A 21,373-nucleotide genomic window follows, 5' to 3' on the forward strand; every position below is an offset into this window, starting at 1 on the left:
GCTTCCTTACTCGAAACGCGAGGCCGGACGCATCCGTCGGCAACGAACCGGCCACCGGGCACTCGCCTTATCCCCAAAATAGCCCACTCCGGGCGCCGGGAACAGTGGAGATCGGACGTCCTCGGGCAGGGATGCCCGGGCGGTCCGTATGCCGTTCATCGCGGCAGAGCCGGCCCCGGCACGCTTCTGGTGTTCCAGGAGCTGAGGAAGGCCAGAGCCGCAGCCAATCCCGCACTCAGCACAACGGCTCCCAGCCACATCGACACGGGCCATTGAATCGATGAGCCTAGCGCGATGCCGGCCAGTTGGCCCGTCCAGATAAGTGCAACGAGTATTGCGGTGACCGCCGGCAACCGGCGCCTCAGCCACGGTCCCTCCCGTCCGGCGAGCAGCACGTCAGTCGCCACCGCGACTATCGTGGCCCCGGCCGCACCGGCGACCGCTGCCGGGCGCAGCCCCGACATGGCCAGGGGCAGCCACGCCACCACGGCGACCAGGATGGTGGCAATGCCGTAAGGCGGCCGTCTGGCGCCGGAGAAGCTGTAGAGGAAGGGGCCGATGATCAGCGCCGTGGTCACCAGATAGCTGGCCAGCCCGAGGGCCGGAGGCAGCTCCGCTTGGGTGTGCCCGGGACTCCCGATCGGCGTCTGTAGATATGGGACGGCCGGCGGCGTCCGGACGAACGCCGAGCAGTAGATCAGGAAGAAGGCGCCCAGTCCGGTCATGAGGGCGAGAGAGAGCACTGCAGGCGGCGTCCATCTAAAGGCCCCCGGGCCGCCGGCGGCCCGTGCACTACGGATGCCGGTGCCGAGGATGAGGAAGAGGCTGAACCCCAGCAGCAAGTGTGTGGGGCTCACCAGCGCATCGAGGGAGACTTCGATGCCCAGGATCTCGTGCCACGCCAGATCCAGAACGCCGGCGACGGCGAAGAGGACAAGTCCGATGACCGTGCCCTGGTAGCCGGCGGGTACCGCCCGGGTCAACGGCCGCCCGGGCTGGCGGTTCCTCCAGATCACATTTGCCGTCCACGCGGCGGTGGCCACGAGGCCCGAATAAAGCGCGGCGTGCCAGGGAGTGAAGAAGGTTTCCAGCTCGGGAACGTGCAGGTGGGCCCAGCCGTCCAGGAAGACGGCCAGGAGGAGCCAGATGCCCAGCAGTTCGGTCACCAGATCGTTCCGCGCGCCTGCCCGGAGAGTCGGTGCTGCCGTGTCAACCATGGTCGCTCTCCTCGCACCCAACGTGCCACCCCAAGCGGCCGGGGCCGCCAGTATGGGGTCCCGCGCCGACTGGTTAAAGCTTGGACCTCCCGGGGTCCGACCGCCAGTGCCGCCGTCGCCGTTCCTGGAACCCGCGGAGGGTCATTCGAAGAGGGCGATTACCGTCCCTCACATGGGCGCGGTCATTTGGAGCCCGGGCAGCAACTCCGGGTGAGCCGGGACGAAGAGCGCGAAAACAATCAGTGAGACTCCAGTGATCCGGCTGAGGGCGGGCCCGTATTTCCACGTCTTCTCCAGGAAGATGACAACCGTGAGCACGGCCATCCATGCCAGGTTCATTACACCAACAGCAATCAGCACCACCATGAGCCCCCAACAGCAGCCCACGCAATACACGCCGTGGTACATGCCGACCCGGACATCCCGCAGGCGGCCCTTGTACCCGGAGACGTGCAACAGGAATGCTATGGGCGACCGGCAGTGCCTGAGGCAGAAATTCTTCAGCGGGGTCAACTGGTAGGCACCGGCCGCCACAAGCACTCCAGCTCCGACCCAAGGTGCAATATCCGCCTCGTCCTCAGCCAGCAGCGCAGACAACGCCGCGGCCGCGTAAGCAACGACTCCGAATCCTATCCACGTCAAAAGGTAACCGCCCACCAGGCCAGTTGTCCGGATGGCCCGGACCCGGCGGCTGCGGACGGCACGGATTGACCTGAGGTACGTCGAAGTGAGAGGCGCCAGCGCCGGCAACATCATGGCCGCCATCATCAGCGCCCACACCCCAAGGAAACCCCAGAGCCCCAAGCCCATGGTTCCCGGGCCTGTGGACATGTCGGTCAGGCCAGAGAATGTGAAATACCACGCCAGTGCGGCGCACCCGATCAAAGCCAGCTCTGCGGCATGGTGGCTGACAGTCAGGCCGCTCCTGTCCGACACCTAAGCGGACCAGGCGAAGGGGGCGGAGAAGGAGTTCTTCCCGGCGTTATCCCAGGTCATCCCGAACACGTCGACGCGGGCGGTACTGGACGTGCCGGCTGCCAGAGTGTCGGCCGGGAATCCGACCCCGCTGATTTTCACTCCCTGTCCTGTGGGATCCAGGGGCGACACGAAGTCCTCGACCACCATGTCGACGGCACTGCCAATTCGGACCTGGTGGACACGCCCGTCGTCGGCGTAGGCCATTTCCAGGGACTCCATGCCCGCCATTTCACCGATCAACGGAGCGATACCCTCCATCGGTCCGCCGAGCTGTCCGCCGAAGACTGCACCGAGCGCTTCGGCCTGCTCAGCTGAGGCGGCGGCATCCATCAGAACACCGACCTTCCAGCCCCCGTCACCCATCAGGGCCGGGGTATCGGCCACGACGCAGACTGTCAGACCGCCGACGTCGACACCGTTCACTTCGCCGGTGTCCACGTGGAAGGCCAAGGCCACGTTGCAGCGGTCATTGTCCGCCGGTGCGGTCTGCCCTGACGCCGTACACGGGCAGACCATGTCGCAGTTGCAATTCTCAAAGTACGTACCCTCGACATGCCACGGCATTTGGGGCTCCTTTCGAAGAGGCCCCCCAAAAATAAAGTCTCCTCGCGGCCCTGAACAGTGTCAACGGTGGATGGTGACCCGTGCATGAGGCCCTTCAGGGGCGCTCCTCACGTCGAAGGGATGGGTGCAAAGAGCCAAACGTTTGCTGGTGGGAGAGATCGAGTGGCGGCACTGTCACCTCTAGGAATGTGCCGCCGCCGCTAACTGGCCGGCGTCACGACGTCCTCCAGCACTGACCGGTCGAAGAATCGGATCTCGCCCGTTGCCTGGAAAAACACGGGTACTACTGAAGTATTCGCGTCCTTCGAGGTTTCGTAAATCTCGGGAGCGCTCCCGTGTTTTCGCGCGATGGTTCCAACCAGGTCTGTGCCGCGAACCCGGACGGTGCGATATTTATAGCTCATTGGACCCCTTTGTCTGCCGACTTTTCGTCTGCCAAGGCAAACGCTACTCCTGAGGGGGCCTTGAGGTGATCGCGGCCCGCAGCCCTTGGCGCCCATGGCGTCCGGAACGGCTGTTACTGCCCAAACGAGGCAGTGCTTCGGGGGCGCATAAACTGGGCAGGTGGCTATCCTCACGGATGCATCCAGCACTGGCTCAGCAACGGACGGGGTGGGCTCGGACCGGGACCGGGAGGCCTCAACGATATGGCGATCGAGATTCGTCCGGCGACGCAGTTCGAAGACGTGAGAACAATGGTTGGACCCAAGCGGCCCGATGCGACCGTGTGCTGGTGCCTGAGCTACCGCATCCCTTCCAAGCAGAACGTGCAATTGCGTGGCGTGGAGCGCGGCGCGCTCATGAAGGAACTCGTGGGGCAGGATCCGCCGCCCGGGGTGCTGGCGTACGACGGCGACGAGGTGGTGGGCTGGGCCGGCGTCCATCCACGTGCCGACACCAATTTTGCCCGCAACCGCAAAATTCCCCACGTGGACGAGCTCGACGTATGGTCAGTGTGGTGTATCCGGGTGCGGCCCGGGCACCGCGGCGAGGGAATCGCCCATCATCTGCTGCAGGGTGCCGTCGACTTTGCCCGCAGCTACGGTGCGCCTGCCATCGAGGGCTACCCCGTCGACAACCATGGCAGCCACGTCGACCTGACCATGGCCTACGTTGGCACACAGAAGCTCTTCGAGCAGGCCGGGTTCACCAAGGCTGCCGACACCGACTCCGTGATCAATGGCTTCCCTCGCGTGCTCATGCGACTGGAACTGCGTTGACGACAGGACGTGGCAATCCACTTAACGCAATGCCGGCCCCGTCACACAGCACGGCATAGGATCGAAACTGAGGAACTAACCGAGAGGACGCTACGGGCGGCCTTGTGGCGGGTAAGCAAGCCGCAGAAACTACTTGAGAGTATGGATCATGGCTTCGAAAAATGACCCCGAATCCGACGTCGATGCGGAGTCCGGCCAGCACGGCGGCGTCCAGTCGGTGGACCGGGCACTGATGGTCCTGGAGATCCTTGCACGGGACGGCCATGCGGGCGTGAGCGATATCGCCGACGAGATGGGCATCCACAAATCCACCGTCTCCCGGCTGCTGGGTTCACTGGTGAGCAGGGAAATGGTCCACCAGAACAGCGAGCGCGGAAAGTACCAGCTCGGCTTTGGCATCCTGAGGCTGGCAAGCTCCATCCCCGGGCGGCTCAGCCTGGTCCGCGAGGCCCGGCCCATACTGGAAAGCCTTGCTGAGGAATTCAAGGAGACAGTGAACCTCGCCGTCCTGCGCTCCAACTACGCCGTCAACGTGGACCAGGCCATGGGCCCGTCAACACTGGCCACCTACGACTGGGTAGGCAGCCTGACGCCGCTGCACGCGACCTCCAGCGGAAAGGTCCTGCTGGCAGCACTGTCCGCGGACGAACGGGACCGCGTCCTGAAGGAGACCGGGCTTCCGGCCCGGACGCCGCGGACCATCACCAACAGGAACAAGCTCGAAACCCAGCTCCTCGACGTCGCCCGCGACGGTTACGGCGTGGTCCGGGAGGAATTCGAAATCGGGCTCAACTCGATGTCCGTGCCGGTGTACAACCATGTGGGGGCCGTGATCGGCGCCGTCAGCATTTCCGGACCGGCCTTCCGTTTTGATCCGGAGATGGCGCCGGGACTCCTCGAAGCGCTCAAACAGGCGGGGCTGCAGATCAGCGCGAAGATGGGCTACACCGGGGGCCGGTGACTGGCCCTCAAGCCGGGCGGCGGTCCTTCCCGTAGGGTGATGGGCCGCAACCCGGCAAAGCCTCAGGAACGGGGCACGATGTCCCCTACTTTCTCCTGTACCCAGTCGTGGAAGGCGCCGATGTGGTGCTCGCTCGGCACCAGCACGCCGCCCTTCGCGTAGACCTTCGAGCCCATGGCCGGCTGGCACCGTTCGCAGGCGTCGAAGTCCTGCTGGTTGACGCGGTGGAACAGCTCCACAGAAGCGCTGACGTCCTTGCCGCTCTCCACGACGCTGGGCACGTACAGCCAGTCGCACTCCACGATCGTGTGGTCCGCGGCCATAGGGAACATGCGGTGGATGATCACGTGGTCCGGGACCAGGTTCACGAACACTGTGGGCTTGATGGTGATGGCGTAGTACCGGCGGTCCTGGTCCTCCCCCACCCCCGGAATCAGGTCCAGCCCTTCCGAGCCGTCGATGGTGAACCCCTTGACGTCCTCGCCGAATTCGGCGCCGTGGCCCACGAAGTACTGCGCAGCCAGTCCGTCGGCAAATTCAGGCAGCACCTCCGTCAGTTCGGGGTGGATCGTGGCGCAGTGGTAGCACTCCATGAAGTTCTCGATGATGAGCTTCCAGTTCGCCTTCACGTCATAGCGGATGCGGCGGCCCAGGCTGAGGTTGGCCACGTCGTAGCCTTCGATCGCCTTGAGGTCGCCGAGCCGCTCCTCGATGGCCCCCATTACTTCTTCTTCGAATGACGGCGGCACATCGGCCAGGCACACCCAGACGTAGCCCAGGTATTCACGGATATGGACCTTCACCAGGCCGTACTCGTCCCGGTCGATATCCGGCATCTTGGTCAGGTTGGGGGCCGCGATGAGTTTGCCCTCGAAGTCATAAGTCCAGGCGTGGTACGGGCACTGGAACGAGCGTGCAGCTTCGCCCTGCTCTTCCATGCACAGCTTGACGCCCCGGTGCCGGCAAATGTTGTAGAAGGCACGGATTCCGCCCTTGCGGGTGCGGCTGATCAGCACGCTCTCCCGCCCGATCTGGACCGTCCGCCAGGCGCCTGCCTTGTCCAGGTCGGCGGACCGCACGGCGCAGAACCACATCTGCTCGAAGATCCGCTCCTGCTCGGCCCGGAACACGGCCTCATCCACGTAGGTATAACCGGGCAGCGTGGGAATCAGACTCGGTGCACTTACCTCAAGAGACAATTTGTCCTCCTAACGATCAAAGATCAACGAAAGCTGGAACTTGTAGGGACGGGATTTTTTGCGGACAGGTTTCAGGCACGGATTTCAGGACACGACGGCGGCTCCCACCAGCGCGGAGGCGTCCGCGCAGGCAGCCTGCCCGCTGGGCGCGCCCAGTGGCCGGGCGGGTGCAGCGAGCAGGCGCCGCCACTTGGTGAACAGCCGCGGCTGGTTCATCCCGAGGACCGCCACCGGGACGTCCCCGCGGTAGTACACGGCAAGACAGCTGTGCGCCAGGACGTCGCCAACTTCGATCTCCAGCCGGTCGTAGCCGGCGCAGTGGCCCGCGAACTGCAGCTTGACGCCGTGCTGGTCGGACCAGAAATAGTGCGGCTTGGCCGGCTTCGGCGCGGCGTCAGCGTCCAGCAGCGCCTCAACGGCCAGTGCGGCACGCTCCAGGGCGCCGGTCCAGTGCTCCACCCGGCGGTGCGTGCCCGCTACCTGGTCGAACCAGGCGGCGCAGTCCCCCACGGCCGCGATTCCGGGGACACCGGTGCGGCCCATGGCGTCGCACAGGACGCCGCCGCGAAGCTCGAGGCCGGAACCCTCCAGCCACCCCGTGTTTGGCTCGGCTCCAATGCCGACCACCACGACGTCGGCGGCCACATAGCGTCCCCCGGCCAGCCGGAGTCCGGTGACGTTGCCTTCACCGCTGTAGAAGTCCTCGATTACGGCGGAGGAAATGAGTTCCACACCGTTGGCGGCGTGGAGTCCGGCCACCACGCCGCCCATCTCCGTACCGAGCTGGGCGGCGAACGGGACCGGCTTGGTGTCGATCATGGTGACTTCCATGCCTCGCGAGGCGGCAGCCGAGGCAACTTCCGCGCCGATGAAACCGGCTCCAATCACGGCCAACCTGCTCCCGGGCACCAGCTCGGGCGCGAGGCTCTGCGCGTCCGCGAGGGTACGCAGGGTGAAGACGTTGCTGAGCCCGGCCAGGGTGGGCAGCTGCCGGGCCCTCGCGCCGGTGGCAATGACAATGCCGTCCGCCTGCACGGTGCGGCCGTCCTTGAGGCGGATGGTCAGTGAGGAGGCGTCCAGGGAAACGGCCTCGGCGCCCAGGACCCATTCAGCATCCAGCTCGTCGGCGTCGGCCTCCAGGAACAGGTCCTCCGCCGTGACAGTACCAAGCAGGAAGTCCTTGGACAGCGGCGGCCGGTCATACGGGCGGTGCGGCTCGTCGCCAATCATGACCAGGCGTCCACTGAAGCCTTGGGCGCGGGCCGCCCGGGCGGCCGAAAGACCTGCCAGGGAAGCTCCCACAATCGCAAGTGTCTGCACTTCGGCGCCTCCTTTCAATTGCTTGTTACGCAACAACAATCGCTATATGCAACAGCGTGGGGTATGTCACGGGCACTGTCAAGGGTCTTCCTGCCGAGAAGACGGGGGTCCGCAATAGAGAGGAAAAGTCTTGACAACGGATGTGAGCTACCGCACTCTGTTGCTTATTGCGATCGCTGTTGATCCCTGCGGAACAACGCTCCGGCGGTTGCCCAGGATCCCCCAATGGAAAAGAGGTCCATCCATGCACAAGGCATGCCCGCTCAGTGAACTGGCACCCGGGGAAGCGCTCCGCCTGAACACGTCTCCACCCATCGCGGTATTCCACACGGAAGATGGCGAGCTATTTGCCCTCGACGACACGTGCACCCACCAGGACGCCTCCCTTGCCGACGGCTGGGTGGAGGACTGCTGGGTCGAATGCCCGCTGCACGCTTCCCGGTTCAATCTGCGCACAGGTCGTGTGGACGCCCCGCCGGCTAAGCTCCCCATCCGCCGGCACGAAGTCAGCGTGATCGACGGCGACATCATGATCACCGAATCCGACGAGGTTCCCAACCTCCCTCCAGGCCTGACAGTGGACGGCCATCTCTAGCACCAGCCCATGAATCCGAACAAAGGACTTCCTCATGGCATTGAACAGTGATATCGGCACAGACAGCGACATCTCCCTAGACAGTGACATCGACGCGGACACCGGCACCAACGCCCCCGCACCCCTCCCTCCCACATTCGTCCCGGATGCGGAAAACTATGACGAACTCCTCCAGGAACTGCGTCAGAGCAAGACCGAGCGGGCCGTGACGGAACGCCGGAACCGCAAGCTCACCCTCGACAAGGTCACATTCGGGATCACGGGAGCATGCGCCATCGCCTTCGTGCTGTGGGGCTTCCTCGGAAGGGACAGCCTCTCTGCCACGTCACAAGGCGTTCTTGACTGGGTCATGGAATACACAGGTTGGCTCTTCATGGTCCTGGCCTCGCTCTTCGTCGTCTTCGTCCTGTGGCTGGCCCTCGGCAAGTTCGGCAACATTCCGCTGGGCAAAGACGGCGAAAAACCCGAATTCCGCACCATCTCCTGGGTAGCCATGATGTTTGCCGCGGGCATGGGCATCGGGCTCATGTTCTACGGCGTGGCTGAGCCCCTATATCACTACATCTCGCCGCCGCCCGGAACCGTGGATGGACGGACCCCCGCAGCCATCCAGACCGCCATGGCCACCTCCATCTTCCACTGGACCCTGCACCCGTGGGCCATGTATGCGGTGGTGGGCATCGCCATGGCCTACGGCACCTACCGCCTGGGCCGCAAGCAACTCATCTCCGCGGCCTTCACCTCGCTCTTTGGCATCAGGATGGTGGAAGGACCCGTCGGCAAGTTCATCAATATCCTGGCCATCTTCGCCACGCTGTTCGGCACGGCTGCCTCGTTGGGCCTCGGCGCCCTCCAGATCGGCAGCGGCCTGACGTCCAACGGCTGGGTGGGGGAAATCGGCACCCCTGTGCTCGTGGTGATCGTCGCCATCCTGACTTCATGCTTCGTGGCCTCCGCTGTATCCGGCATCAGCCGCGGCATCCAATGGCTGTCCAACATCAACATGGTGCTGGCCGTACTCCTTGCACTCATTGTGTTCGTGGCCGGGCCAACCCTCTTCATCCTGAACCTGATTCCCGCCGCGGTCGGGGACTATGCCAGGGACCTGGCGGAAATGTCCTCCCGGACCGAAGCCGTGGGAGACGAGGCTCTGCGGAGCTGGATGTCCAGCTGGACCATCTTCTACTGGGCCTGGTGGTTGTCCTGGACGCCTTTTGTTGGGATGTTCATCGCCCGCATCAGCCGGGGACGCACCATCCGGCAGTTTGTCACCGGAGTGCTGCTGGTACCCAGCATTGTCAGCGTGATCTGGTTCGGCATCTTCGGCGGCACGGCCTTCAGCATCCAGCAGCAAGCGGACAAGACGGAGAACCCCGCCGACGGCCTCGTGACAATGGTCGACGACGCACCTTCCATATCCTTCGACGGCGCCCTGTTCGACTTGATTAAGAACCTGAACATGCCCTCCTGGGTCACCGCCGCCGTCATCGTGCTGGCCATGGTGCTTGTGGCGATCTTCTTCATCACCGGAGCAGACTCAGCTTCCATCATCATGGCCTCCCTGAGCTCCAACGGATCCAGCGAACCCCGCCGCGGGCTGGTGATCTTCTGGGGCCTCCTGACCGGTGGAGTGGCCGCCGTGATGCTCCTTGCCGGCGGAGATGAACCGTCCGAGGCGTTGTCCGGCCTGCAGCGGATCACGATCGTAGCCGCCCTGCCCTTCGTGGTGGTCATGCTGCTGCTATGCGTCGCCCTGGCCCGTGACCTGCGCCGCGATCCGCTGGCCTTGCGGCAGCGGCTCGCCACAACCGTGGTCGAACGCGCCATCCGTACCGGCGTGGAACAGCACGGAGGCGTGCAGTTCGAGCTGGTGACCAAGCATGATTGCGACGGACGCTGTGCCGAGGGCACGCGGTGCCCCGGCGACGCCAAAGACAGCGAGGCCAAACACAGCGGGGCCAAACGCACCGAGACCCAGAGCAGCGACTCCACCGACGCCACCAACTAGTCGACACCAACCAGGAGTCAAACGTGACCACAATTCTTGAAAGCCGCCAAACCGGCACCATTGCCCCCGTTATGGCCGCGGCCCCTGCCGCCCATTCAGCACCCGGGGCCCGCACGGCGGAATTCGTCCTCACCCTGGCCTGCCCCGAGAGGCCTGGCATCGTCCGGGCGGTGACCGGTTTCCTGGCCGACCGCGGCTTCGACATCGTGGAGCATCAGCAGTTCGATGACCACGTCAGCGGGAACCTCTTCCTGCGCACGGCCTTCACGGGAGGGGGGTCCGTCAACCGCGACCGGGCCCATCCGGAATCCGGTATCGGCGGCCTCGACCACAAGCTCGACAACAACGAGGTGGAGCTCCTCACGGCCGATTTCGGGGCGACGGCCAGCGAGTTTGGCATGGAATTCAGTTTCCACGACGGCCGGCCCAAGCGGGTGCTGGTCATGGTCTCCAAGTTCGGCCACTGCCTGAACGACCTGATCTTCCGCTGGCGTGCGGGCAGCCTGGGTGCGGAGATCGCCGTCGTGGTTTCCAACCACGAGGACCTGCGCTCAATGGCCGAAAACGCCGGGTTGCCCTTCATCCACGTTCCGGTGACCGCCGGCACCAAACCGGAAGCCGAGGCGCGGCTGCTGGAACTCGTGGCCGAGTACGACGCCGATCTGGTGGTCCTGGCCCGCTACATGCAGGTGCTCTCGAACGATCTGTGCACCAGCCTGCGCGGCCGGGCCATCAACATCCACCATTCGTTCCTGCCCGGATTCAAGGGCGCCAAGCCATACCACCAGGCATATGACCGCGGAGTGAAGCTGGTCGGGGCCACCGCGCACTACGTGACGCCGGACCTCGATGAAGGCCCCATCATCGAGCAGGAGGTCTTCCGCGTGGACCACAGTCTGGATCCCGATGCCTTGGTGACTGTGGGCCGGGACGCCGAATCACAGGCTCTGTCCCGGGCGGTCAAGTGGCATTGCCAGCACCGTGTCCTGCTCAACAACACCCGCACCGTCGTATTCCGCTAACGCGAACCAGGAGAAACACTATGAGCGCATCACCACGCGTCGTCATCATCGGCGCCGGCATCGTCGGCACCAACCTTGCGGATGAACTCGCCAGCCGGGGCTGGAACAACATCACGGTAGTCGAACAGGGGCCGCTGGAACTGGCCGGCGGTTCCACATCGCACGCCCCAGGCCTGGTCTTCCAGACCAACCCGTCCAAGACCATGACGGAGTTCGCCAGCTACACAGTGGACAAGCTGCTCTCCCTCAGAGCCGATGGAGAGTCCTGCTTCAACCAGCTGGGCGGACTCGAACTGGCCACCACCGAGGCGCGGCTGCAGGACCTCAAGCGCAAGCTGGGCTACGCCACGTCCTGGGGCATCGAAGGCCGGATCATCGACCCCGACGAGTGCGAGAAGCACTACCCGCTGTTGAACCCCGGCAGCCTTTCCAACGGCAACGAGATCCTCGGCGGCCTCTACGTCCCCACGGACGGCCTGGCCTCCGCGGCCCGCGCCGTCCAGCTGCTGATTTCCCGCACCCGCGAATCCGGCGTGAAATACCTCGGCTCCACCACCGTGACGGGCATCGAACAGATCGCAGGCAAGGTCACCGGCGTCGAAACGGCCGACGGCGTGATCCCGGCGGACATCGTGGTGTCCTGCGCCGGGTTCTGGGGCCGCGAGCTCGGCAAGATGGTGGGGATGAAGGTGCCGCTGCTGCCGCTGGCGCACCAGTATGTGAAGACCACGCCACTGCCGGAGCTGGAGGGCCGGAACGAACTTCCCAACGGCGCCCGCCTGCCCATCCTGCGCTACCAAGACAAGGACCTCTACTACCGCGAGCACGGCGACCGGATCGGCATCGGCAGCTACGCGCACCGCCCCATGCCCGTGGACATGGCACAGTTGCCCCTCGTGGGTGCAGAGGAGATGTCTGATCACCGCATGCCCTCCCGCCTGGACTTCACCATGGAGGACTTCCTGCCCTCGTGGGAGGACAGCAAGGACCTCCTTCCCGCCCTCCGCGGGGCGCAGATCGACGACGGCTTCAACGGCATCTTCTCCTTCACCCCGGACGGCGGGCCACTCATGGGCGAGTCCCCCGACGTCGAGGGCTTCTTCGTGGCCGAGGCCGTCTGGGTCACCCATTCGGCCGGGGTCGCCAGGGCAATGGCCGAGCTGCTCATCGAGGGACAGTCCCGCACCGACCTGCACGGCTGTGAGCTCACCCGCTTCGAAAAGGTCCAGACCAGCGACCAATACGTCAGCGAAACGTCCCAGCAGAACTTCGTGGAGATCTACGACATCCTGCATCCGCTGCAGCCCAAGGAATCACCCCGGGACCTGCGCGTCAGCCCGTTCAACGTCCGGCAGAAGGAGCTGGGAGCGTTCTTCCTGGAGTCCGCCGGGTGGGAGCGCCCGCACTGGTTCGAGGCCAACGCCGGCCTGCTCGACGAGTTGCCGGCGGAATGGCGGGCACCGGAGCGGGACGAGTGGTCCGCCATGTTCCACTCCCCCATCTCGGCGGCCGAAGCGTGGAAGACGCGCACCGCCGTCGCGCTCTATGACATGACCCCGCTGAAGCGGCTCGAGGTCACCGGCCCCGGGGCCATGGGCCTGCTGCAGCGGCTCAGCACGGGCAACATCGCCAAGAAGCCGGGCGCCGTGACGTACTGCCTCCTGCTGGCGGACGACGGCGGCATCCGCAGCGACGTGACCGTTGCCCGCCTCGCGGAGGAAGAGTTCCAGCTGGGCGTGAACAGCAACGTGGACTTCGACTACCTGCGCGTCGAGGCCAGGAAGCAGTCGGCCGCGGATCCGGCCCGGTGGGTGCACGTAGCCGACATCACCGGCAGCACGTGCTGCATCGGGCTCTGGGGGCCGCTGGCCCGTGAGGTGATCGGCAAGGTCAGCGGGGACGACCTCAGCAACGACGGCCTGAAATACTTCCGGACCAAGGAAATTTCGGTGGGCGGCCTCCCGGTCACGGCCATGCGGCTCTCCTATGTCGGCGAGCTCGGCTGGGAGCTGTACACCACGGCGGAGTACGGGCTGAAACTCTGGGACCTCCTCTTCGAGGCCGGACAGGAGCACGGCATCATCGCGGCGGGGCGGGGCGCGTTCAACAGCATGCGGCTCGAAAAGGGCTACCGGCTGTGGGGCACAGACATGACTTCCCAGCACCACCCTCACGAGGCCGGGCTGGGCTTCTCGATCGCCAAGGACAAGGAAGGCTTCGTGGGGTGCGGGGTGCTGGCTGCCCGCAAGGAACAGCCGGCCACCAGGGCGCTGCGGTGCCTGATCGTGGACGACGACACGTCCATGGTGCTGGGCAAGGAACCGGTGTACGTCAAGGGTGAAGCCGCCGGGTACGTCACGAGCGCGGCGTACGGCTACTCGGTGGGCAAGCCAATCGCCTACGCCTGGCTGCCTGCCGCCGTCGGGATCGGTGATTCCGTGGAGGTTGAGTACTTCGGCCAGCGTGTCGCGGCGACCGTCACGGCCGAGCCGCTCTTCGATCCCGGCATGGAGCGGCTGCGCGGCTGACGGTAACCGGGGGCTGCCGGCTAAAGACCGCCAGCCCCCGGTTTTCACGCGTGCTCCCTCGTTCCTCGCTTAGACGCACGCTTTCGAAAACCGCGGCCCGCCGATCTTGGGAATCCCTCCAGGCCGGCGGGCCGTTCGCGCGAACGGACATCTCCGGCCCGTGAGCACCCCGCGAGGTGGCATTTAGCAGCAGTATCGACGTCGGACACTGCCGCTAAGTGTCATCTCGCCGCCTACTTCCCGAACGCTTACGGCCCCGCTTCCCGAAGGAAGCGGGGCCGTAAGCGGGTGTAAATGCCCTAGCTTGCCGCTCAGTCGGCCACGGCTGCGCCCACAGCCGTGGCCGCCCCGAGCAGGCCGGCAGCCTCAGCTTCCGCGGGGTGCGGCACGAACCGGACGAACATGGCTTTGAAGCCGGGGGTGTTGGATTCCCGTGCGACGTTCTCCTTGTGGACCAGGGCGTTGGCCTCGGGGAAGTACGCCGCGGCGCAGCCCTTGGCCGTCGGGTAGGCCACCAGCCGGAACTTGTCCGCCTGCCGGTCGTGTCCGCGGAAGGTGCTCACCACATCCACCAGGTCCCGGTCCAGGAAACCAAGCTCGGCCAGGTCCTCCGGATGCACCAGGATCACCCGGCGCCCGTCCGAGATCCCGCGGTACCGGTCATCCACGCCGTAGAACGTGGTGTTGTACTGGTCGTGGCTGCGGATGGTCTGCAGGACCAGGTGGCCGTCCGGCGGAGTCAGATACTCCAGCGGGCTGACCGTGAAGCGGCCGCGGCCGATGTCCGTCTTGAAGGACCGGGTGTCCCTGGGCGGGTTGGGCAGCACGAAGCCGTTCTTGGTCCGGATCCGGGCGTTGAAGTCCTGGAAGCCCGGGATGACCCGGGAGATGTGGTCCCGGACCACGTCGTAGTCTGCCGCCATGGCCTTCCAGTTGACCGGATGGTCCTCCCCGAAGGTGGCCTCCGCCATCCGGGCGATGATCACCGGCTCGGCCAGCAGGTGATCGGATACCGGCTTCAGCCGGCCCTGGGTCGAGTGGACTACGGACATGGAGTCCTCCACGGACAGGAACTGGGCGCCGCCCGGGTGCTTGTCGTCCTTATCCGTCCGGCCCAGCGTGGGCAGGATCAGCGAGGTGCGCCCGTGCACCACATGGGAACGGTTCGGCTTGGTGGACACGTGCACCGTCAGGCCGATCCGCTGCATCCCGGCCTCCAGGGTCGCCGTGTCCGAACAGGCGAGGGAGAAGTTGCCGCCCATGGACACAAAGACGTCCACCTCGTCGCGTTCGAAGGCCTCCATCGCTTCCACAGCGTCGAAGCCGTGGCCGGGCGGCGAGGTGATCCCGAATTCCTGGTCCAGGGCTTCGAGCAGCCATTCCTTGGGCTTCTCCCAGATGCCCATGGTGCGGTCGCCCTGAACGTTGGAGTGCCCGCGGACCGGGCAGGCACCGGCACCGGGCTTGCCGAAGTTGCCCTGCAGGAGCAGGACATTGACCATTTCCTTGATGGTGTCCACCGAGTGCGGCTGCTGCGTGACGCCCAGGGCCCAGCAGAAGATGGTGGCCTTGGACCGGATGAGCATCCCGGCCACGTCCTCGATCTGGGCCCGGGCCAGGCCGGTGGCCTTCTCGGTCTCCTCCCAGTCCAGCTCCCGGCGGGCGTCACGGTAAGCGGCGAAGCCGTCCGTCTGCCCCTCGATGAACTCGGCGTCAACCACGGTGCCGGGTGCCCGCTCTTCCTCCGCCAGCAGTAGGTGGCCCAGGGCCTGGAACAGTGCCAGGTCCCCGCCCACCTTGATCTGCAGGTACTCGTCCGCCAGCGGTGTGCCGTTTCCGAGCACCCCGGAGAAGGTCTGCGGGTCCTTGAAGTTGAACAGTCCGGCCTCGGGCAGCGGGTTCACCGCCACCACCTTCCCGCCTTTGTCCTTGCATTCCTTCAGCGCCGAGAGCATCCGGGGATGGTTGGTCCCGGGGTTCTGCCCGACGACGAAGATCAGCTCTGCGTCGTGGATGTCGTCCAGGGACACGGTGCCCTTGCCGATGCCGATGGTGGGGTTCAGCGCGGAGCCGGAGGATTCGTGGCACATGTTGGAGCAGTCCGGCAGGTTGTTGGTGCCCAGGGCCCGCGCGAACAGCTGGTACATGAACGCGGTCTCGTTGGCCGTGCGGCCCGAGGTGTAGAAGACGCAGCGCTCCGGGGTGCTGGCCCGGATGTGCCCGCCGATCAGGTCGAACGCATCGGCCCAGGAGATCGGCGAATAGTGCGTCTCGCCTTCGCGGATCACCACGGGCTCGCTGAGCCGGCCCTGGTTGCCCAGCCAGTACTCGGTCTTCCCCGCCAGCTCGGCGATCGGATGCCGGGCCCAGAACTCCGCCCCGACCGTGCGCAGGGTGTTTTCCTCCGCCACCGCCTTGGCACCGTTCTCGCAGAACTCGGCCGCCTTTGCGCTTCCTGTCCGATTCCGGCCACGCGCAACCCGGGCAGTCGAACCCGCCGCGCTGGTTCAGCCGCAGCAGCGACTGCGCCGTCCGGGATACCCCGGCCTGGGCCACGGCGCGCTCCAGCGCCACCATCACCGCCTTGACCCCGGCGGCCTGCCTCTTCGGCGTGTGGACTTCCAGCTCATCCTCGTTGATGTCCGCGACCGGAGCCGGCTGCCGGCCGAGCTTCGGGACGCCCTTCACCGGCTGACCTTGGCCAGCGTCTCCCGCTCCGCCCCGATGGTGGTGCTGTCGCCGTGGCCGGTGTGCACCACGGTCGTTGCAGGCAGCGTCAGCAGCCGTTCGCGGATGGAGGTGAGGATGGTGGGGTAGTCGCTGTAGGACCTGCCGGTGGCGCCCGGGCCGCCGTTGAACAAGGTGTCCCCCGTGAAGACCGTATCTTCGTCCTCAAGGTGGAAGCACGTGGATCCCGGCGAGTGGCCCGGGGTGTGGATGGCGCGCAGGGTCGCCCCGCCCACCTGGAACGCGTCACCGTCGGCGAGGTAGCGGTCCGGGTTGACACCGGGATAGACCTGTTCCCAGAGCATCAGGTCGTCGGGGTGCAGGTAGATCGGCGCCTTCACGGCCTCCGCCACGGCACGCGCCGCGCCAATGTGGTCGTTGTGCGCGTGCGTGAGCAGGATGGCCAGGACCTTCCGGCCACGGACCTGGCCGATGATCGCCTCCGCATCATGCGGGGAGTCGATGATCACGCACTCGTCGTCGTTTCCCACGATCCAGACGTTGTTGTCCACGTCCCAGGTGCCGCCATCGAGCGAAAACGTCCCCGAGGTGACCAGGTTCTCGATGGTGACGCTCATGCGGACTCCCCCACGGACGCGCTGGCAGCGGCCGGGCGGATTTCAACCACGGAACGCAGGACCTTGCCCTCGTGCATTTTGCCGAAGGCCTCCTCCACCTGGTCGATGGTGATGCGCTCGGTGACGAATGCGTCCAGGTCCAAGTTGCCCAGCTTGTAGTGCTGGACCAGCATCGGGAAGTCGCGGGAGGGCAGGCAGTCGCCGTACCAGGAGGACTTCAGCGACCCGCCGCGGCCAAAGACATCCAGCAGCGGCAGCTCAAGCAACATGCTCGGCGTCGGCACGCCCACCAGCACCACGCGGCCCGCGAGGTCGCGCGCATAGAACGCCTGCTTGTACGTTTCGGGGCGGCCCACCGCTTCGATCACGACGTCGGCACCGTTTCCTCCGGTCAGCGCCCGGATGGCCTCGATCGGGTCATCCTTGCTGGAGTCCACGCCGTGGGTGGCGCCGAGGGACTTGGCCATTTCCACCTTGTTGGCGTCGATATCCACCGCGATGATGGTCGTGGCGCCGGCCAGCTTCGCGCCGGCGATCGCGGCGATGCCTACGCCGCCGCAGCCGATGACGGCGACGGATTCGCCCCGCTTGACCTCACCGGTGTTAATGGCGGCGCCGATACCTGCCATCACACCGCAGCCGAGCAACCCGACGGCGGCGGGATCGGCGTCGTCGTCAACTTTGGTGCACTGCCCGGCGGCGACGAGCGTCTTCTCGGCGAAGGCGCCGATGCCCAGCGCGGGCGAGAGCTCCGTGCCATCCTCAAGCGTCATCTTTTGGGTCGCATTGTGGGTGTTGAAGCAGTACTGCGGCTGGCCCTTGGCACAGGCGCGGCACTCGCCGCACACGGCGCGCCAGTTCAGGATCACGCGGTCCCCGGGAGCCACTTCGGTGACGTCCGGGCCGACGGCGCTGACCACGCCGGTGGCCTCGTGACCCAGCAGGATGGGAAAATCGTCGGTGATTCCGCCCTGCTTATAGTGGAGGTCTGTGTGGCAGACGCCGCAGGTCAGAATGTCCACGAGCGCCTCACCGGGGCCAGGATCCGGCACAAGAATGTTCTCGACCGAAACAGGGGCATTCTTTTCCTTGGCGATGACCGCTCTTACTTTGTGAACCATAATTCCTGTGTTCCTTTCCTGAGTCCCCGGGGGACTCTGTAGCGACGGACTCGCGTTGCCAATCCGGCCGACTCGTTGCGGGTCGAAATCGTCTGCCAACACTCGAAACTCTTAGGCTTTGATGGTGACAGGACGTCCCGCACCTGCTGTGTGAATTGCGTATTACACAACGCGATGCACATAGCGCGTACTTGAAATATGGCAGTCATCACATCGGGGTGTCAATAGATTCCCAAAGCGGGACCTACGGGCGGGCCAGCGCGTCGATCTTTCGATACCGCACTGCCCGTTCGGCCGCGTTCGGGCACACTTCAAAGGGCCCACCGTCCGTCAACGCTCGACGCGGGATCTGCCATATTAAGTAGTCTTACTATGCACGTTCATGGGTCGAGCCATCGCCGGGTACGGCGCTTGCGGCCGCCCCCAACTTGAGATGGAGTAGCAGTGGCGTCAGACTCAAAATCCGGAAAGAAGCGCGGTGTCCTTTTCGATGTCGATGGAACCTTGATCGACTCCAGCTATTTCCACGCCATAGCGTGGTGGCAGGCGTTCCGGCGGGAGGGGCTGGACATCCAGATTTCCGCCATCCACCGCTTCGTCGGCATGGGCGGCGACAAGCTCATCGAACACTTGGTTCCCGAGTGCACCAAGGACATGCAGGAAGACCTGAAATCCGCGCACGGCGCCGTGTTCTCCACGTTCTGGCCTTCCCTGCGGCCCTTCGACTCTGCCCGGGACCTCCTGGCCGCGTGCTCGGACGCCGGGCTGGCCGTGGGCTTGGCATCATCAGCGCAGGAGCGCGACCTGAACGTCACCAGGCGACTTCTGGACGCCGGCACGAACATCGACGCGTGGACCAGCTCCAACGACGCCGACCAGAGCAAGCCCGCCCCCGACATCCTCCTTGCGTGTTTGGAGAAGCTTGACCTCAGCCCGGCGGATGTCGTCTATGTTGGCGACGCCGTCTGGGACGTGTTGGCCGCCGCCGCAATCGGAGTTCCCGCCATCGCCCTGACCTGCGGCGGAATCAGCGAAGCCGAACTGCGGGAGGCCGGTGCCGCAGAGGTGTACGAGAATCCGCGGGATCTGTTGGACAACCTTGAGAGCAGCGCCATTGGCAAGCTGAGCGCCGGAGAGTTGAGCGGCTAAGACACTGGACTTGGGGGCCGCTGAGGCCGGGCCGATCGCAGCGATTGTGCTCCGGCCGGGCTCCGTCCGGAGAGTCCAATCAGCCGAAGGCTTCCTCCTGCACATAGGCCCGGATGGCGCCGATCACCGGCGCCGTTCCCTGAGTGCGGTAAACATCGATTGGTCTGGAGCCCAGCCGTACGTTGGGGCTGCACATCCAGAGCATGGCCTGGGCGGGCGTGAAAGCACAGTGAAGGTGCCCTACAAGGGCGTCCAGGTCCGCAAGCTGGAGCCGGCCAGCCGCGTTCGGCGCATCCTGTCCCGATATCCAGCGGCCCAGAAGATCCACATTGACGCCCAGCAGGGGTGCCGCGGCATCCATGCCCAGCGAGTTTACTAGCCGTTCGGCTATTGCCGTTGGGCTATAGCCAGGGGCGTCCCTCAATTCCGCGAGACTGGCGAAAACCGTGGTGGCCGACAGCTCCGGTTCTTCCGCGCTCGTGTCCTGCAGCTGTTCCATGGCGCAATGCTATTTATTCGCCTTCCCCTGGAGTAGGGCCACAGGACCTCCCGAGAGGTGGTCATCCACGGGGTCTGCCTGGAAGGGAGACTGCAACGGGCGCGACCAGAGCAGCCCAGGTTCTCCCAGTGCAGGGATATCCCGCTGGCCTTATTAGCATCGGGCGTTTAGGGGTCGGTGTGCTAGCTTCCGGTCGATTCAGGGTGTTCCCGTGCGCGCTTTTCCTCGGGGGTCTCGTCGCTTTCGTCAGGGATGAAAGTAGGATCGAGTTCCGTTGTAAGATCCCCGGCGGGCTGGATGCCGTGGTTGTGGCCGACGCCGTCTTGTGCTTTGTCCGGTTCGTTCGGTTCGTCACTCATAGCCTCAATGTAGGCCGGGCACCCAAGGGTGTCGAGGCGTTTTCACCCCTTGTGCCGGGGTGTCAATTCTGTTTCGCTGGAGTGGTCCCCGGAAGCGCGGGATAACGAGGCACGTGCACCACCGCCTTCAAACCACGCTGAGGAGAACCCATGCGCATTGTGATTACCGGAGCCACCGGACACGTTGGCACAGCACTCTTGACGCGGCTCCAGGAGGCCCGCTCGGAGGAGGCTGCCGATCTTGAGCTTGTTGGTGTCGCCCGCCGTAAACCCGAGAAACTGTCGGCCCCGTACCGCGACGTGAAGTGGCACTCCATTGACATCGGGGACCCCAGGGACCAGCCGGCATTGGAGAGGGCCCTCGCCGGGGCTGATGCCGTGGTGCACTTGGCGTGGCTGATCCAGCCCAACCATGATCGGGAGCTCCTTCGCCGAACCAACGTGGCGGGCACAGCCCAGGTTCTCGCTGCGGCCCTTACAGCCGGCACCGGGCATATCGTGTGCGCATCGTCAGTGGGCGCTTACTCGCCCGCCCCCAAAGACCAGCGGACCAAAGAGGGCTGGCCAGCGGGCGGCATCAAAGGGTCCCATTACAGCGAGGACAAGGCCGCGCAGGAACGGCTCCTGGACAGTTTCGCCAAGGAGAACCCCGACGTTGTCCTGGCACGGCTCCGACCCGCCTTGACTTTCAGTGCCGAGGCCGGGAGTGAGGTGGGCCGCTATTTCCTTGGCAGCGTCCTGGCGCGGCTCGTCCCCCGTAAGCCTAGGTTGCCCCTGCTGCCCATTCCGAAGGAGCTGGTTTTCCAGGCTGTGCACGCTGCCGACGTCGCGGACGCCTATTGGCGCGTGCTGCAGAGGCGGGCTGAAGGCGCCTTCAACATCGCAGCCGAACCTGTTCTCGATCCGAATGCGCTGGGTTGGGTGTTCAATTCGCGGCGGGTGCTGCCGTTTCCGCTTCCGGTACTGCGTGCCCTCGTCGAGGTTAGTTGGCGCTTGCGGTTGCAGGCGACCGACGGCGGGTGGATCAATATGGCGGCCGGCGCACCCATCATGGATACCGCGCGGGCGCACGAGCTCCTGGAATGGACACCCCGACGGTCCTCGCTGGAGTCGTTGACTGAAATGCTGGAGGGTCTCGGCGCAGGCAAGGGGCGCCAGAGCTCGCCCCCGCTCACGCGGCGGTAACGGTTCACCCGCCCGGGCAGCGGGGCTGCGCTAGTCCCCCGAGCTCAAACCGAGCCCTGCCCGGTTTCAGAGGGATGGCGTGGCAGGCGGGACTGGCTGACCCACCGGTGCGGAGCCAGCCACGGCCTTGAGGAATGCCTGGT

General features: G+C 65.3%; 18 protein-coding genes and 1 pseudogene. 8 read left to right on the plus strand and 11 right to left on the minus strand.

Translation table 11 applies throughout. From position 1 onward, the window contains the following. Positions 1-155 precede the first annotated feature (155 nt). The 4 genes from M2428_RS04180 to M2428_RS04195 all read right to left on the minus strand — a co-directional run bounded on the left by M2428_RS04180 (position 156) and on the right by M2428_RS04195 (position 3,163). Complete coding sequence (locus M2428_RS04180; RefSeq protein WP_277524015.1) at positions 156-1,217, minus strand: hypothetical protein; 1,062 nt, start codon at positions 1,215-1,217, stop codon at positions 156-158. A gap of 168 nt (positions 1,218-1,385) precedes the next feature. After that, on the minus strand, positions 1,386-2,048 hold the full coding sequence (locus tag M2428_RS04185; RefSeq protein ID WP_277524018.1) for a DUF2182 domain-containing protein: 663 nt from the start codon (positions 2,046-2,048) through the stop codon (positions 1,386-1,388). Positions 2,049-2,153: 105 nt separating this feature from the next. After that, positions 2,154-2,759 carry a DUF1326 domain-containing protein gene (locus M2428_RS04190; RefSeq protein ID WP_277524020.1) on the minus strand — a complete coding sequence of 202 codons (606 nt, stop codon included), beginning with the start codon at positions 2,757-2,759 and terminating at the stop codon, positions 2,154-2,156. 200 nt (positions 2,760-2,959) lie between these two features. Then, the gene (locus tag M2428_RS04195; protein WP_277524021.1) at positions 2,960-3,163 is read right to left on the minus strand and encodes a hypothetical protein; all 204 of its coding nucleotides are present in this window, start codon (positions 3,161-3,163) and stop codon (positions 2,960-2,962) included. A gap of 243 nt (positions 3,164-3,406) precedes the next feature. Between M2428_RS04195 and M2428_RS04200 the strand changes: the two genes are divergently transcribed. Both M2428_RS04200 and M2428_RS04205 read left to right on the plus strand, forming a co-directional pair. Next, positions 3,407-3,979 (plus strand): GNAT family N-acetyltransferase, encoded by a 573-nt coding sequence (locus M2428_RS04200; RefSeq protein WP_277524023.1) that lies wholly within the window; start codon positions 3,407-3,409, stop codon positions 3,977-3,979. A gap of 148 nt (positions 3,980-4,127) precedes the next feature. Further along, the gene (locus M2428_RS04205) at positions 4,128-4,940 is read left to right on the plus strand and encodes an IclR family transcriptional regulator (protein WP_277524025.1); all 813 of its coding nucleotides are present in this window, start codon (positions 4,128-4,130) and stop codon (positions 4,938-4,940) included. 62 nt (positions 4,941-5,002) lie between these two features. On the opposite strand, the gene M2428_RS04210 is transcribed toward M2428_RS04205, so the two are convergent. Together M2428_RS04210 and M2428_RS04215 are read right to left on the minus strand one after the other, a co-directional pair. Then, entirely contained in the window at positions 5,003-6,139 is a 1,137-nt protein-coding gene (locus M2428_RS04210; protein ID WP_277524026.1) for an aromatic ring-hydroxylating dioxygenase subunit alpha, read from the minus strand. 84 nt (positions 6,140-6,223) lie between these two features. Then, positions 6,224-7,459 (minus strand): FAD-dependent oxidoreductase, encoded by a 1,236-nt coding sequence (locus M2428_RS04215; protein ID WP_277524028.1) that lies wholly within the window; start codon positions 7,457-7,459, stop codon positions 6,224-6,226. A 244-nt stretch (positions 7,460-7,703) separates the two neighbouring features. Here M2428_RS04215 and M2428_RS04220 point away from each other — a divergent pair, with 244 nt between their 5' ends. The 4 genes from M2428_RS04220 (at position 7,704) to M2428_RS04235 (ending at position 13,612) form a co-directional block, all read left to right on the plus strand. Continuing rightward, positions 7,704-8,054, plus strand: a complete 351-nt coding sequence (locus tag M2428_RS04220) for a bifunctional 3-phenylpropionate/cinnamic acid dioxygenase ferredoxin subunit (protein WP_277524030.1) — start codon at positions 7,704-7,706, stop codon at positions 8,052-8,054. A 34-nt stretch (positions 8,055-8,088) separates the two neighbouring features. Then, a complete protein-coding gene (locus M2428_RS04225) occupies positions 8,089-10,062 on the plus strand; it encodes a BCCT family transporter (RefSeq protein ID WP_277524032.1) in 1,974 nt (657 codons plus the stop codon). 71 nt (positions 10,063-10,133) lie between these two features. Continuing rightward, positions 10,134-11,084: a formyltetrahydrofolate deformylase gene (purU, locus tag M2428_RS04230; protein WP_277524531.1), complete on the plus strand. Its 951-nt coding sequence runs from the start codon at positions 10,134-10,136 to the stop codon at positions 11,082-11,084. A 20-nt stretch (positions 11,085-11,104) separates the two neighbouring features. Next, positions 11,105-13,612 carry an FAD-dependent oxidoreductase gene (locus M2428_RS04235; RefSeq protein ID WP_277524034.1) on the plus strand — a complete coding sequence of 836 codons (2,508 nt, stop codon included), beginning with the start codon at positions 11,105-11,107 and terminating at the stop codon, positions 13,610-13,612. 311 nt (positions 13,613-13,923) lie between these two features. On the opposite strand, the pseudogene M2428_RS04240 reads toward M2428_RS04235, so the two are convergent. From M2428_RS04240 to M2428_RS04250, 3 genes and pseudogenes are all read right to left on the minus strand, one after another. Continuing rightward, positions 13,924-16,300: pseudogene (locus M2428_RS04240) on the minus strand (FdhF/YdeP family oxidoreductase). Further along, complete coding sequence (locus tag M2428_RS04245; protein ID WP_277524035.1) at positions 16,297-16,917, minus strand: MBL fold metallo-hydrolase; 621 nt, start codon at positions 16,915-16,917, stop codon at positions 16,297-16,299. The pseudogene M2428_RS04240 and the gene M2428_RS04245 overlap by 4 nt, the downstream one beginning before the upstream one ends. Further along, positions 16,914-18,038 (minus strand): S-(hydroxymethyl)mycothiol dehydrogenase, encoded by a 1,125-nt coding sequence (locus M2428_RS04250; protein WP_277524037.1) that lies wholly within the window; start codon positions 18,036-18,038, stop codon positions 16,914-16,916. Before M2428_RS04250 ends, M2428_RS04245 begins: the two co-directional genes overlap by 4 nt. A gap of 444 nt (positions 18,039-18,482) precedes the next feature. Between M2428_RS04250 and M2428_RS04255 the strand changes: the two genes are divergently transcribed. After that, the gene (locus M2428_RS04255) at positions 18,483-19,187 is read left to right on the plus strand and encodes an HAD family hydrolase (protein ID WP_277524038.1); all 705 of its coding nucleotides are present in this window, start codon (positions 18,483-18,485) and stop codon (positions 19,185-19,187) included. Positions 19,188-19,266: 79 nt separating this feature from the next. Here the strand turns inward: M2428_RS04255 and M2428_RS04260 are convergent, their stop codons facing one another. Beyond that, positions 19,267-19,686, minus strand: coding sequence for a hypothetical protein (locus M2428_RS04260; RefSeq protein ID WP_277524040.1), 420 nt, complete (start codon positions 19,684-19,686; stop codon positions 19,267-19,269). Between the two features lie 182 nt (positions 19,687-19,868). Then, positions 19,869-20,045 (minus strand): hypothetical protein, encoded by a 177-nt coding sequence (locus tag M2428_RS04265; RefSeq protein ID WP_277524042.1) that lies wholly within the window; start codon positions 20,043-20,045, stop codon positions 19,869-19,871. A gap of 150 nt (positions 20,046-20,195) precedes the next feature. Between M2428_RS04265 and M2428_RS04270 the strand changes: the two genes are divergently transcribed. After that, a complete protein-coding gene (locus M2428_RS04270) occupies positions 20,196-21,230 on the plus strand; it encodes an NAD-dependent epimerase/dehydratase family protein (RefSeq protein WP_277524044.1) in 1,035 nt (344 codons plus the stop codon). Positions 21,231-21,373: the final 143 nt, after the last annotated feature.

The organism is Arthrobacter sp. ES3-54, from assembly GCF_029504395.1.
Lineage (GTDB): Bacteria > Actinomycetota > Actinomycetes > Actinomycetales > Micrococcaceae > Arthrobacter.

Coding starts and splice junctions, on each gene's coding strand:
- M2428_RS04180 (WP_277524015.1), bottom strand. CDS start 1,217: ATGGTTGACACGGCAGCACCGACTCTCCGGGCAGGCGCGCGGAACGAT.
- M2428_RS04185 (WP_277524018.1), bottom strand. CDS start 2,048: ATGTCCACAGGCCCGGGAACCATGGGCTTGGGGCTCTGGGGTTTCCTT.
- M2428_RS04190 (WP_277524020.1), bottom strand. CDS start 2,759: ATGCCGTGGCATGTCGAGGGTACGTACTTTGAGAATTGCAACTGCGAC.
- M2428_RS04195 (WP_277524021.1), bottom strand. CDS start 3,163: ATGAGCTATAAATATCGCACCGTCCGGGTTCGCGGCACAGACCTGGTT.
- M2428_RS04200 (WP_277524023.1), top strand. CDS start 3,407: ATGGCGATCGAGATTCGTCCGGCGACGCAGTTCGAAGACGTGAGAACA.
- M2428_RS04205 (WP_277524025.1), top strand. CDS start 4,128: ATGGCTTCGAAAAATGACCCCGAATCCGACGTCGATGCGGAGTCCGGC.
- M2428_RS04220 (WP_277524030.1), top strand. CDS start 7,704: ATGCACAAGGCATGCCCGCTCAGTGAACTGGCACCCGGGGAAGCGCTC.
- M2428_RS04225 (WP_277524032.1), top strand. CDS start 8,089: ATGGCATTGAACAGTGATATCGGCACAGACAGCGACATCTCCCTAGAC.
- purU (WP_277524531.1), top strand. CDS start 10,134: ATGGCCGCGGCCCCTGCCGCCCATTCAGCACCCGGGGCCCGCACGGCG.
- M2428_RS04235 (WP_277524034.1), top strand. CDS start 11,105: ATGAGCGCATCACCACGCGTCGTCATCATCGGCGCCGGCATCGTCGGC.
- M2428_RS04245 (WP_277524035.1), bottom strand. CDS start 16,917: ATGAGCGTCACCATCGAGAACCTGGTCACCTCGGGGACGTTTTCGCTC.
- M2428_RS04250 (WP_277524037.1), bottom strand. CDS start 18,038: ATGGTTCACAAAGTAAGAGCGGTCATCGCCAAGGAAAAGAATGCCCCT.
- M2428_RS04260 (WP_277524040.1), bottom strand. CDS start 19,686: ATGGAACAGCTGCAGGACACGAGCGCGGAAGAACCGGAGCTGTCGGCC.
- M2428_RS04265 (WP_277524042.1), bottom strand. CDS start 20,045: ATGAGTGACGAACCGAACGAACCGGACAAAGCACAAGACGGCGTCGGC.
- M2428_RS04270 (WP_277524044.1), top strand. CDS start 20,196: ATGCGCATTGTGATTACCGGAGCCACCGGACACGTTGGCACAGCACTC.